We start from the raw sequence: 12,880 nt of genomic DNA, 5'->3' as shown, positions 1-12,880 counted from the left end.
GCCACGGAATCAGCCCGCAGAAACGCCCTCCCGGCATGGCTTCACCACTACAATCACCACAGGCCCCACACCGCAATCGGAGGCCACCCGCCCATCAGCCGCTTAACCAACCTGCCTGGGCAGTACACCTAGCCAGCAGGAGAGCGGAGGGTACAATCGCCCCCGGCTTCCTCAGCGAACCCGGGTGTACACGTTGCCGATTATCCCAGGGGCTCGGAGGTCATCGGTAAGGGCTAGTTATCTTCTCTGAGATTTGCCAGCTGTTCCAGTTCCAAGGCGGCGAGGAGATCCTCTACTGGGACGTTGATCGCTCGGGCCGCGGCGGCCAGGATGGTGAAGTGTTGGCGAGCCAGGGCGATGGCGAGCTCTGCTGCCGTATCGGGACCGTTCCGTTGGACCAATTGAGCGACGAGTTCAGCCATGCGGCCGGTCAGCTGCCCGGCGCCGTCGGATTCTTCGGCCGCTAAACGTGTCATTACAACTGCAGCGAGGCCAGCGTGATATTTGGTCAGTCCCATTGAAACACTTTAGGGCCGACCGTCGATATTTTGTGCCATTAACCCTCATGAGTCCGAGACTTCCTTCAGGTCGCACCCGTAGGCGGAATGATCGATGACGGGTCCATAAGGGGCTTAGGTGCCATGCGTTGGCGGGTGGCGAGGATGGCGAGGGCGGTTGTGGCTGGTAGTGCCAGGGCCCACCAGGGAAAGCCTGGGTCCGCTGTTGTGCTGGGCAAAACCTTCTGGGCTGAATCTATGGCCGGAGAATCGGTGCGTTCGCCTCTGACGAGTAGCCTGTGGCTGTTGATGCCTTTCGGGGTGCAGGTGATCAGGGTGGTGTAGTCCTTACCTTGGACTTTGCGAAGGGCGTCTGTTTCGTCCGGGAGGACGGTCAGTATTTGGATGACCTTGTAGTAGAGAGTCTCGTCCAGCGTCGAAACGCTGAAAACGTCGCCTTTAGTGACTTGGTCCAGGTGATCGAAAAGGGTGGCGTTTACGAAGCCCGAGTGCCCGGTGAGGACGCTGTGGGTACTTTCTCCGCCGACCGGCAGTGCGGAGCCGAACAGGTGCCCGATCCCTCTGGAGAGGGCGCTCTCATCTGTTCCGTGAAGGATTGGCAGGTCTGCCCGGATAGAGGGGATGCTGATCCGTCCCATCATCCCCCCGGGGCCGACGTCGAGCATTTTCTTGTACGCTTCAGAGCCGGATCCGATCACGGTCTGCTCGCCATTTTCATTCAACGAATACGGATCCCGGAGCGGGCCGGAGGGCAGCTCCTCATTGAATTTCCCCGCTTCATCCAAGAGCGCTTCCCGATCGGACGGGGCGATGTTTTCGACACTGTCGATGTAGCCGCTGATTTCCGTGGCGTGTACCCGGTCCGAGAACCACACCGCAGCTGTCGGATAGACCATCACGCCGACACCGAGGACTGCAGCCAGAATGATGAAGACCCGCTGCAGAGTCCATTGTTGGCGGAGCCGCCGTCGAGGGCGAGTGAGAGCAGAGTCTGGCTGTGTCATAAGGATCCCGGGACAGAGGTGGGGTTGAGCTATGAACATAACGGGGAAGAACCCTTGGTGGCGTTCTTCCCCGTTATGTTCATGGTGATGACAGCTGATGCAGCCCTGTCAGTGTTAGTTCTTCGTTGCCCGGCGTGAACGGACGAACAGCAGGGCTGCACCTGCGAGCAGTAGAGCACCACCAGCGTAGAACAAGGTGGTGCCCACCCCACCGGTCAGCGGCAGTTCGAACCCGCTGTTGGACGGAACGTTCTTGACCTGAAGGTCCACGCCCGCCGTGGTGGTCGCAGCGTCGATAAGGAACGAGACCGGAGCGGCGAGCAGCTCGAACCCTGCCGGGGCCGTGGTCTCAACCAGGTAGTACGTGCGGAAGTCCGGGGATCCTGGGGCAACGGCTGCACCGTTGGCCCAGTCGGAGTAGCGCAGACCGGAAATCGTCAGTGTTCCATCAGCGGCAACAGTGAAGACGCTCTGGCTGTTGAGCACGATCGGGTTGGTTCCGGCCTGGGCGTCTGCCTCGGTGGCGTAGACAGAGAAGGAAGCACCGGCAAGGCTCGTACCGTTCTGGTCGATCTTCTGCAGCGTGATCTCGCCCCACTTGGTGATGACCGTGGGCGTCTCGACCGGGGTGTTGTTGGTGATGCTGCCAGCGTTCGGGTAAACCTGCGCCTGGTTTGCGATCTCACCAATGGTGTTTACCGTGGTGTTGACCAGCACCTGGACTTCGGCCGTGTTGTTGGCCGCGAGCACGGCAAGGCCTGCCGGAGTGAAGGTCACCGAAACGGTGTTCGTGGCCGCATCGAAGCCCACGGTGTAGTCAGTGCCCGCAGTGATGACGGGGGCGACGGGCGTCCCGCCAACCAGTGTTGCAGAGGCGCCAACGTGGGTCAGCTTCGAATCCAAGGCGTCAACGACACGGTAGGCGTCGATGACTCCTTCGTTGGGGATGTCACCGGTGATGGTGAAGCCGATCTGGTCGCCCAGCTTGATGTCGGCAGCATCACTGACAGTCTTGTCGGCGGTGGTGATGGAGTTCTTGGGGTAAACGTGGACGTCGTAGAGCCAGTTGTCCGTGGTGTTCGGGTCGGTCAGCGGCACGGAGACCAGGAACGGAGCCGACGGCGTCACGCCAGCCGGGTAGCTGGTCTCAGTGACCAGGTACAGACCAACGGGGAGGCTGGTGAACCCTGCGGTACCGGCAGCATCAGTGGCCTGCGTCTGTGCAGCGCCGAGAGTGAAGCCTGCACCGGTGATGGACCCTGTCGGGTCGGCGGCTGAGAAGACGGTGCTGAGGTTGTGCGCCGCGTCCCATCCTGCATTGGTGGCCAGGTCAAGGGTGTTGACCTGCTGGATGGTGAATCCAATGCCAGCCAGCGGCGTCAGTCCTGTGGTGTCGACGGCGGTTCCGTCGTTCGGCAGGCCAGTCGGCGTGCTCGGACGCTCGAACTTGTGCACAGTGATGGAGCCGAGCCGGTCGCCGTCGACCAGGGGAGCGGCGGAAGCCGGAGCGGCGGAGAACGACACAGCCAGCACCGCCCCGGCGATGGTGGCGGCGGCGGTCTTCCAAACCTGCCCGGAGCGTTGATTGCCCATTTTGTATCTTCTTTCATGTTGATGATGCTGATGCTCGGAGTGAACATTTAGGGGAGCCCAGGTGCTGTACTTTCACGCAGGATCGGGCTTGGTTTTAGGTCGTAAATAGGTGGTTTTTCCGGCGCCGGATTCTGCTGCCTGGAGTGAGGAGAACAGAGACCAGCAGCAGCGCAGAGCCTCCCAGGGCGAAGAGCCAGGAACCGGTGCCGCCGGTGTCCGGCATCTTCAGTGCAGGCACGTCCCTGACACTGATCAGGACGATGCCATCCGCGTCCGTATCGCTGGTGGTGACGACCCCGTTGCCGTTGCCTTCACCCAGGGTGACGGCACCGTTGGCTGCGATGGTGAACTGCACCGGCTCAGCCAGGAGGCTGAAACCCGCGGGAGCTGCTGTCTCTTCGAGCCAGTACTTACCCGGCAGGATTCCCTCGACCTCGAACCGGCCTGTCGCGGCTGGGACCGCTACGACCTGATAGGAAGGGTTCACAGCCCCGGAAGTGCCATTAGAGTCGTCATGTATCGCCCAGGACGAGCCAGACATGGGCACCCAGGTCGAGCCTGAAGACTCGCCGATCTTCTCGATCAGGAACTTCGCAGGGGTTGTGTGGGTAGTGATGCAGTTAGAGCCGAGCGGAGACTGACCGATGTAACAGTCAACCGGTGGTGCGTACGTGCTGGCACCGCTGACAGCATTGGTCAGCGTCCGGGACCACGCGTCGGCGTCGACGGTCACGCGATAGACCAGGGTCGCGGTTTTCCCTGCCGGGAGAGTGAACGCCGCGGTGGTCAGCGTGATCTGTTGCGCGAAGGTGTTGGGGCCGGGCACCGTGCTCGGGGCGCCGCCGTCGATCACGAGTTGTGCGGATCCCGGCACGATTGCCGCGTCGTCCAGAACGGCCGTCAGGTCATCGATCAACACGACACCGGGTAGATTGGCGGTGCCGGTGTTCCTCGCAAGAATGCTGTACGTGATGATGTCTCCACCGCTCACGATTCCACCCGCCGGAACTGCACCCCCGACAGTGGCGGACTTCGCCAATGTCCACGTAGCGGTCTTTGCGGTATTCGTGATGGTGCAGGTGTAGTTCTCAACAACACTAGGGGTGAAGGTCCATTGAGGTCCTGTCCCTGTTAGTGGCGGGGAGGTGCCAGTGGTCGTGCCGGTGCAGCTCGCGGTTTTGGTGTAGTTGTTAATGTCCGCGCCGGCAGCCAAGGTGTCAGTGAGCGTGTACGTTGTGCCCGTGCGGATATAGGCAAGGCTGCTGGTCGAGGAGGTGGCGGCACCGGTTGTCGTGGCGGAGGTCAGAACCATCGGTGTGGTGTTGGCAACGCTGACGGTGAACTGGTCAGCAGGTTGGAATCTGCCGACAACCGTCTTGGTCACCTGCACGGAGGCGCACAGCCTGCTGGGCCGCATCTGGGCTAGGAAGCCCTCCATTGGTCGCCCGCTCTTGATCTGAATAATGATCGTATTCAGACCGGCCTGCCAGTTGTTCGTCAACGTCGTCGTGGCCCCGGTTGAAGCGGCGAACCCTGGGTAGAAGTACGGGTTGTTGGTCCCGCTGCTGGGGATTCCGGGAGGACTTTGTGCCACACCATTTACGAAGACCTGGGAAACGCTGTTGTCGGCGTAAAAGTCCATTGATAAGGCAAATGTCGATGGAACAACCGAAGCATCCAGGTTGAAGTTGTAGCGGTAGTACCAGTCACCCGAGAATAAGCCCTGATCGGGGCTCGCGGTCGATTGCTGGGAGATCCACTGGGCGTTGTTGTACGGGCTGGGTGTCCATCCCCCGGCTTGAGGAACAATGTTGCCGACATTCGCGTCCGCCCACGTAGCTCCCGCAGGAGGCATCGACGTACCCGTGTAGGGCAAAGCGAGATAAACAGCATCTAAAGCTGTAGTGAACGGTCCGGCCACATCCCAGTTCGCGTCCGTGGTCAGATTAGCCTGGAAACCGCCGGTGGCAGAGTTGTAACCGGTGTTGAACAGATTCGGGTTTGAAGAGCAGGTGATAAGCGGCAAGGTGGACGGGCAACCGGTCACTGACGAGGAGTTATTGGCCCCACTGGAGTCAGCCTCGTTTGGCAGGAGGGTAGCGGTGTTCGTCACGCAGGCAAGAGTTGAGGACGGGGAAAGTGCTGTGATGGTGAACGTTTGGGACGCGCCCACTGCTAAGGTTCCGCCGACACAGCTGGCCGTATTGCCAGTGACCGTGCAGGCACCTGAACCACTCGCAGTGACACTCGTCAATGGTGCAGGAACAGTGTCGTTCAGGACGTAGCCAGAGGAGGCACCCGGACCGTTGTTAGTCACTGTCAGCGTGTAGGTCAAAGTGCCGCCAGGGGTGAACCCTTGACTCCCGGTCTTCACGACGGCGAGGTCCGTCTGTGCCCCGGGCGAGGCTGTCGCGTCGCTGAAGTTCGATGGCCCACCTGACGTCACTGCGATCAGTTGGAACGTTGGAGTTGCTGCTGCGGGATTGGTGACGGAGATCTGAACGATTCTTCCGTTTTGGGTGCAGCCGAATCCCAGGTTCCCATTCCCATACACCCAGGCGTCGGTCTGACCTATCGTTAGCGCACAGGGATTTACACTCAAGGCGAACCTCGTGATTGTCCCTGTTACCGGGTTCATGCGAGCGATAGACCCGCTGCCTGTTTTACCCAGTGACCAGAAGTATCCGTCCTTGAATGCCCAGTCGAATGAGCCTCCGCCGGCAACGAGAGTCTGGTTCAGCGCTATTGTTCTGACCAGCGTGCCGGTTGTGACGTTGATGACCTGCCCAATAAGGGTGCTTCCATCGGTGATGTAGTAGAGGCCGTCCGCGCCAAAGGCTCCCACATTGGTATTTAAAAAGGTATTCGTGCCAACCCGTCTGGTGTATCCGTCCTGGCCAATCCGGAGCAATGAACCCACGGCCACAACGGCGCCGTTGCTGGCCGTTCCGGCGCTTCGCGCGATCCCATAGAGGTAGTTATCACCCGTGTTGTAGGCCAAAGACTCATAGCTGACAGGCGATGGTGATCCGATGTTGGTGACCACTGGTGTTCCGGTGCTGCTGGTCGTGACTGTGTACAACTGGGTAGTTGCCGCAGGGTTCGACGTCATGTAAATAGTGGCAACTGAAGGATTGAACGGGTCACCTGCGGCTGCCTCCACGGGCCTCGCAGTCAGGGTCGGAACGGCGACTGCCAGAAGCCCTAACAGGAGAGTAAAAATCAGCGATGCTGCTGTACGTCTGCGACGCATTGGATTGGGTACTCGCAGGCGTCGGCCCCGTGATTGCGCCCGGTGCTCGGTGTCTCGCCCTGCTGAAGACCGCACATTTCCACCACAAAGGTAAGCGTCGCTGCGCCCTCGCTTGCTCGTCATCACTGTAATCCACCCATTTCGCCGGTGCCGGACTTCAGGGCTCCGACGAAAGGAGCCAGACTACGCAGCCTGCCCCGACAGGTTTTGTAAGCATTGAGACCGCTATTGAGACGCACGGAGAGTTTTCCCGCGCCGTCTCATGCTCCAATAACCTTTAGGACCGGATTTCGTGACGGCACGCCAACAGAGGGCCTTTTCGGCGGTCCTGCACTTTCCCGCAGGACATGAGACACCTTGCAGCCTTAGGGCGCGTGGAACAGTGGTCATCTCTCGGAACCGCCTGTCCTACACAAATTGCAACGGAGCCTGATCAATGGTCAGTTCCGAACCCGTCGTTCTTTCCTTATCGGGGGTGGCAGTCAACGCGTTCCCCCAAATCGCCGTATTGTGTTGGTCTTTCTTACTGTTGTGGCGGCCTGCCTCACGGAAACTTGCCCGGATCATCTCCCAAATGAGCAGGTGACCCACCGGGATGGCGGGTCACCTGCTGTTTGTTGTTCTGGCTATTCGCTAGCTGTGGATCTTTTATCTAGTGGCTGTGGCGCCTTCTCTTACCGGCGAGGAGGAAGATTCCTCCACCAAGCAGGAGCAGCAGACCGATCGGCAACCCGAGGAGCCATGCTCCGGTGTTAGCGAGGCTCCCGGTGTCCGCCAGCGGAGCCGGCGGAACTGTTGCCGGCGGTGTTGTTGCCGGTACTGTCACCACCGGTACGGGCGGGAGTTCAACGATAGCCAGCGCCGGGGCTGGCGGCCGGGGCCGATTGCCACCTGCATCCTCACCAATGGGCAGGGCGCTGTTGATGACCTGTCCGGCGTCGATGTCTGCCTGGGTGATCGGATACGTTGCGGTCGCGGTCACGGTCTGGCCGGGCAGGAGGGTCCCTGCGGTTCCAGGCCAGGTGTAAACCAGTGCCGAGAGGCCGGCGAGCTGATCGGCGATCGCGACGTTGGTCAGCGTCACGTTCCCGGTGTTCTGGGACGTGAAGGAGTACGTGATCACATCCCCTACCAGGGCCGGGTTTCCAACAGCTGAGTAGTCAGCTGTCTTGGTAATGGACTGAGCTGGTTCCGGGTTAGCCGGGACCTGGACGGTGTCCGTTGCCGTTACTGCCGGCCCGGCTGGCGGAGTGCCGGTGGTGGTCGCCGTGTTGGTCACAGTGGCGGCATCAACATCTGCCTGGGTGACTGCGTAGGTTGCTGTTGCGGTGACGGTCTGGCCGGGCAGGAGGGTTCCTGCGGTTCCGGGCCAGGTGTAGGTCAGGGCAGACAAGCCCGTCAGCGGGTCCGAGATCTCCACACCGGTGAGGGTCACGTTCCCGGTGTTCGTTGATACAAACGTGTACGTGATCGTCTCACCCGCAACCAGTTCCGTCTTGTCCGCTGACTTCTCCAAGCTGATACCAGGTGCCGCGGAGAGGGGCGTGTCGGTGGATGTGTTCGGGGTGGTGGTGGTTCCGCCGTTCGGGTCGGTGCCCTTGGCAAGTGCGGTGTTGGCCACGTGCCCGGCGTTGATGTCTGCCTGGGTGACTGCGTAGGTTGCTGTTGCGGTGACGGTCTGGCCGGGCAGGAGGGTTCCTGCGGTTCCGGGCCAGGTGTAGGTCAGGGCAGACAGGCCGGCGAGCTGGTCCTCGATCACTACACCGGTGAGGGTCACGTTCCCGGTGTTCTGGGAGGTGAAGTTGTAGGTGATGAGGTCTCCGACGTTCGTCGGGGCGCCGACTGCTGAGTTATCAGCGCTCTTGACCAGGGTCAGGGCAGGTGCCGCGGAGAGGGGTGTGTCGGTGGATGTGTTCGGGGTGGTGGTGGTTCCGCCGTTCGGGTCGGTGCCCTTGGCAAGCGCGGTGTTGGCCACGTGCCCGGCGTTGATGTCTGCCTGGGTGACTGCGTAGGTTGCTGTTGCGGTGACGGTCTGGCCGGGCAGGAGGGTTCCTGCGGTTCCGGGCCAGGTGTAGGTCAGGGCAGACAGGCCGGCGAGCTGGTCCTCGATCACTACACCGGTGAGGGTCACGTTCCCGGTGTTCTGGGAGGTGAAGTTGTAGGTGATGAGGTCTCCGACGTTCGTCGGGGCGCCGACTGCTGAGTTATCAGCGCTCTTGACCAGGGTCAGGGCAGGTGCCGCGGAGACGGGATGGGTGGTGGTGCAGTCGGTGGTCTGGCCGTTCACAGGGACACAGCCCTCGGACCTGACCACATTCGTAAGCTGGAAATCGCCAGCCGGTGCCGCTTTGACAGTCACCGAGTAGGTGATCGTCGCCGTTCCACCCACGGGGACTATGCCGTTCCAGGACAATCCGCTACCAACAACGTTGACGGCGCCCACAGAGGCGACGGCGTCGTTGTTGTAGTCAGCGTCATCCAGTACAGCGGTGAGGTCATCGCTGAAGGACGCGTTCGCCGGCGCGGAGCCCCTTTGGGTGACGGTCACGGTGTAGGTGATCGTCTGACCCGAAACCACCGTGGAACCGGACGCCGGGTTGGAGGTCTTCACCGTGGTGTAGTTGGTGACCTCGATTCCGGCAGCGTCGGTGTTGATAGTCGGCGGGACCTGTGAATCGGCGGGGATGTCGGCCGATGCGGAGGCCGTATTGACGAACGTCGAGGCCACTTCGGCGCCCAGGGCAACGGTGTACTCATGGGACTGTGAAGCGCCCGGTGCCAGGGAAGCGATGGTGAAGCCACCCTCGGCCGGGTACTGGTCGTCCGCGACCACAACATTGGTCAGCGTTCCCTGGCCCATGTTCGTCGCGGTGATCCGGTAGGTGACGGAGTCACCTATGCGGAAGGTCGGGTAGTCCACGACGTCGTTCGCGTCATGCCAGACGCCGTTGGCGTCCCTGACTTCCTTCTTCAGGGAAGCGGTGTAGAAGTTCGCGACGGTGATCGGCGCCGACGTGCGCATCACAAGTTCGGTGTGCTCTGCCCGGGCCTGCGCCCGGTTCACGAGCACGTCCCCGCCCGTGGCACCGGTGGTCTGGATGCCGATCTGGAACGACTGGGTCGCACCTGGTGCAAGGGCGGGGCCGATCACACGGACAGCTGTTGGGTTCGCGGGCCGTGTGGTGGTCCACCCCACGGTGTTTCCGGTGACGCTGCCTGCAGAGCCGTTGGCGGCGTCGGCGGGGTCATCAGTCAGCGACCCTGGGGTGACGTTGGTGTAGTAGACCGTTGATCCGGCCGCCGGCGTGACGGTGGTCAGCGCATAAGAACCTGTGTAGGAAGTGCCTCGACCATCGCCATTGTAGGGCAGGATATCGATCGTGTCCGTAAACGACTGAGGCGCCGGATCATAGGACCGCAACGTCACCGTCCACGAACCGGCACCGGAACCATCACCGGCAAGGTTCGGGATATACGTCGAATCAGCTGTCTTGCCAATCGCCGTCGAACCATTCGTGGACACAGTCACTGAGGCGAAGGCGGGGGAGGAGGCAAGCCCGCCAAAAGCGCCGGTGACACTGTTAGTGAGCGTTTGACCTGGCACAGCGTTAGATCCTGCCACTGCCTGGTAGGTCAGGGGGTGGAGGACGTTGATGGCTACACCATTGAACGTCCAGGTCAGGACCTGCCGACCTGAACCGTTAGTGGTCACCACAGGTGCGGGCGATGAGGAACCGGCAACGTAAGTCATCCCTACGGGCAGAGTGTCGGTCACGACGAAGCTGTCAACGGTCGGTGGCGCGGAGGCGTCGCCGTTGGCTGCGTAGTTGATGGTGTAGACGGCAGGTTCGCCGGGCTTCACTGATGCCCGGTCCACGGACTTCTCCATGTAGGGCGCTACCGACGCGACTCGCATGACGTCGCGGCTGTGAGTGGTGGCGGGGTACTGGGAACCAGGTGTATTGGTGAGGACGTTGGGCGGGGCAGTCCACGCTCCGGCGCCGACCTTGTAGCTGCTGGTCTGCCAGATGTCCGTGCCGGGTGCGGTGTCGGCATTGATGATTAGCGGAGTGTGGACAAAGAAGGCGTAATTTGATGGCACGGAACCGGCAGCGTATTGGGTCCGGATGGCCTTGACGGTGCTCAGATCGGCAGGGCGGGTGGTGGTCCAATTGGCCGCGTCCGTGCTGCAGTCCGTGGTGAACGCTGCAGGGTTATAGCCTGCGGAGCCAGCCGTGACGCGGGGATCGCTGCCTACGTAGTAATAGAACGTGAGCCCGTTTACGGGGCCGTCCGGTGAGACCGCGAACGGGTTATTGGCAAGGTCCCGGTTCTGCTCCTCATTTAGGGTATTGGGCTGCTCGAGTAGGTACGTCTGGAGAGGTGTGGAGGAGAGTGTCACGTCCGCCGTATCCAGGGCGGTGCAGAGCTGGATCACGGTCGATGCCGGCTGACCCGAGTGCAGTGCGGTGGCCTGGCGGTCCCAGATTTCCGTCCCGGTGGGGGCACGGAACGTATCCGAGTATGACGCTGCAGCGGATCCTGAATAGGGAGGAACCCAGGCAGAACCCCAGCCACCCGCTGTCGTCCATACTTTTCGGGTTGTGTTGTTCGCCGAATCGTCAGTCGAGGTGAGTCCCCCGGCCGCCGAGGTGTAGGTGGGAGCCGAGGAACTCAGGCCCACTGTCACTCCCTGGGCAGGCTTTGCGATCCGGACCTGGATGCGGCCGCTGGCGACAGCGACACGGTCTGTCGGAAGGTTATTGCCCGCCGCGTCCTTGGTCGGGACCTGGGCCTGGCTGTAGTTGATACCGGTCAAGGTCATGGTGAAGACGTTCGGCGTCGCCGTTGCCGTGAATGTGCAGCTGCCCACGAAGGGGGCTGTCTGGTCGGCAGGGTGGCCGGCTCCGGACCAGGGGTGACCTGCTTTGGTGTCACCGGTGAATTGCCCGCAACCCTCAGAGATCACCGCGCCGCCGAGGCTGTGGTCCATCGTGACTGTGTAGGAGACCGAGTTTGGCCCGGCCGGGCTGCCCTTAAGCAGGTTCAGCGTCCACTCATAGTCCAAATGGATGGCACTGCCGTCGTCCAGTTGCCAGTTTCCGGAGTCAGACCACTTCATGTCCATGCCGAATTTGCCCACGATCGGCACGGCCGGCAGGGTTGCCGTGGCACCGCCGATCGTTCCGGAGACGCTGAGGTTGTCACCGGTGTTCCCGTCGGAAGTGATCGGGGTCTGGATGGCGACGGCGGTGCCCATGTTCTGGGTGCCGAGGTTGCAGACCATTGTCTTGCCATCGGCACTGATGGACGACGCCGGGGTAACACCCGTGGTGAGGCAGACGTCGGGGAGGCCAGCGAACTTGCCGTTCGTTGCCGTCAGCGTGACGGTCACGTTATCCACCGGAGTGTTGGCTGGGGCGGCTGCGTCGTCGTTGACGTTCACTCGCCACTCAGCGGTGACCACTGCGCCTGGGGCGACGGTGGCAGGAGTGTTATCCGCCCACGCGGCCGTTATTTGGTAGGTGGCGGCGGCGAAAGCCGGCACTGTGTTGGTTATGAACAACAGTCCGAGCAGAAGTGTGAGGACCAATGATCCTGCTATTGCGCGGCCCGCTCCGAACTGAGCCAGCAGCGTGCCTCCCTGCGGTACGGTCAAGTGGCGCTTACGCCCCGGTTGAATTCCCATTTTTTCTTTCCCCTGTTTTTGCCGATCACAGGGAATGCCAGTCCTCGGCTGGATAGCCAGCCTGGGGATCGGAACGCCGTCACAGAGACGATCCGAGCAATCCTTGAAACCGTATGTTGAGACGCAAGAGGAGTCTCCTGTGTCACCTTCACAGTGGGATAACCGCGGGGAAAGCTTTTCGTGATGGCGACCACTTTGAGTGTGCTTAGGGTGGGCCAAGAAGTATTGAGTAGGCCTAGGGGTTTCGCTTCATTCGCAATAACACCTCAGATGCAGGTGCATCAAACGGTGAGGGAATGACCGTCGCGCCTGTGGAGGCAGGTTTGCTGCCGGTCTTGAACACGAAGTTGGCCAGCTCGGATCAGCCCCCGAGGGCGGGCGGGTCTATCTCAGAACTTCTGACAGGCTTCCTGCCACATCAATAACGAAGAGGCCTAGAAGGAGCAGCACGCTGCCCAGGACGACGCCACCGACGGCCGAGAGATTTCCAACTGCGTCCTTCCCTGCCCCACGCAGAGACACCGCTCCAAGGGTTATCGAGATCAGCGGAAACAAGAGGTTCAACCACGGCAGCCAGAAAACGGCGATCCCGCAGATGCCCGCAAGGATGGAAAGTGTCCCTATGGGGTCTACTTCCGTTTGGTCCCTTGTTTCTGCGGAGGCTCTTTTGCTCCCGGCCGGAGTCTCATCCTTGCGGGAAGTGGATGGCTTCATGCCCTTGTTGACTCCTACCGGAGGGATTCGTGACGCAGCCCATCTTTGCCTTCTCGGACTCCGGTGGAAGAAACCGCGTCAGGAATTGCTTACTTCTGCGTTAACCAGA

7 protein-coding genes are annotated in these 12,880 nt (G+C 61.3%); 1 reads left to right on the top strand and 6 read right to left on the bottom strand.

Translation table 11 applies throughout. The features are described 5' to 3' along the window. Positions 1–132, top strand: a 132-nt coding sequence (locus tag MU551_RS10970; RefSeq protein ID WP_247044057.1) for an integrase core domain-containing protein, incomplete at its 5' end; no start/stop codon positions are given. 101 nt (positions 133–233) lie between these two features. Here MU551_RS10970 and MU551_RS10965 read toward each other — a convergent pair. The 6 genes from MU551_RS10965 to MU551_RS10940 form a co-directional block, all read right to left on the bottom strand. Then, positions 234–518: a hypothetical protein gene (locus MU551_RS10965; RefSeq protein WP_247044021.1), complete on the bottom strand. Its 285-nt coding sequence runs from the start codon at positions 516–518 to the stop codon at positions 234–236. Positions 519–583: 65 nt separating this feature from the next. Then, a complete protein-coding gene (locus MU551_RS10960) occupies positions 584–1,522 on the bottom strand; it encodes a class C sortase (protein WP_247044017.1) in 939 nt (312 codons plus the stop codon). A 114-nt stretch (positions 1,523–1,636) separates the two neighbouring features. Then, positions 1,637–3,115 carry a SpaH/EbpB family LPXTG-anchored major pilin gene (locus tag MU551_RS10955; RefSeq protein ID WP_247044009.1) on the bottom strand — a complete coding sequence of 493 codons (1,479 nt, stop codon included), beginning with the start codon at positions 3,113–3,115 and terminating at the stop codon, positions 1,637–1,639. 94 nt (positions 3,116–3,209) lie between these two features. Continuing rightward, positions 3,210–6,368, bottom strand: a complete 3,159-nt coding sequence (locus tag MU551_RS10950) for a DUF6923 family protein (protein ID WP_247044007.1) — start codon at positions 6,366–6,368, stop codon at positions 3,210–3,212. 652 nt (positions 6,369–7,020) lie between these two features. After that, positions 7,021–12,057 (bottom strand): CLIPPER-2 domain-containing protein, encoded by a 5,037-nt coding sequence (locus MU551_RS10945; protein WP_247043999.1) that lies wholly within the window; start codon positions 12,055–12,057, stop codon positions 7,021–7,023. 384 nt (positions 12,058–12,441) lie between these two features. After that, on the bottom strand, positions 12,442–12,771 hold the full coding sequence (locus tag MU551_RS10940) for a hypothetical protein (RefSeq protein WP_247043997.1): 330 nt from the start codon (positions 12,769–12,771) through the stop codon (positions 12,442–12,444). Positions 12,772–12,880: the final 109 nt, after the last annotated feature.

The organism is Arthrobacter rhizosphaerae (assembly GCF_023062595.1).
GTDB classification, from domain to species: Bacteria; Actinomycetota; Actinomycetes; order Actinomycetales; family Micrococcaceae; genus Arthrobacter; species Arthrobacter rhizosphaerae.
The sequence above is the reverse complement of the archived record's forward strand: the minus strand, read 5'-3'. Positions and strand labels throughout refer to the sequence as shown.

What these genes read in the sequence shown, in the direction of transcription:
- MU551_RS10955 (WP_247044009.1), bottom strand. Translation starts at nt 3,115, where the DNA reads ATGGGCAATCAACGCTCCGGGCAGGTTTGGAAGACCGCCGCCGCCACC.
- MU551_RS10940 (WP_247043997.1), bottom strand. Translation starts at nt 12,771, where the DNA reads ATGAAGCCATCCACTTCCCGCAAGGATGAGACTCCGGCCGGGAGCAAA.
- MU551_RS10945 (WP_247043999.1), bottom strand. Translation starts at nt 12,057, where the DNA reads ATGGGAATTCAACCGGGGCGTAAGCGCCACTTGACCGTACCGCAGGGA.
- MU551_RS10960 (WP_247044017.1), bottom strand. Translation starts at nt 1,522, where the DNA reads ATGACACAGCCAGACTCTGCTCTCACTCGCCCTCGACGGCGGCTCCGC.
- MU551_RS10950 (WP_247044007.1), bottom strand. Translation starts at nt 6,368, where the DNA reads ATGCGTCGCAGACGTACAGCAGCATCGCTGATTTTTACTCTCCTGTTA.
- MU551_RS10965 (WP_247044021.1), bottom strand. Translation starts at nt 518, where the DNA reads ATGGGACTGACCAAATATCACGCTGGCCTCGCTGCAGTTGTAATGACA.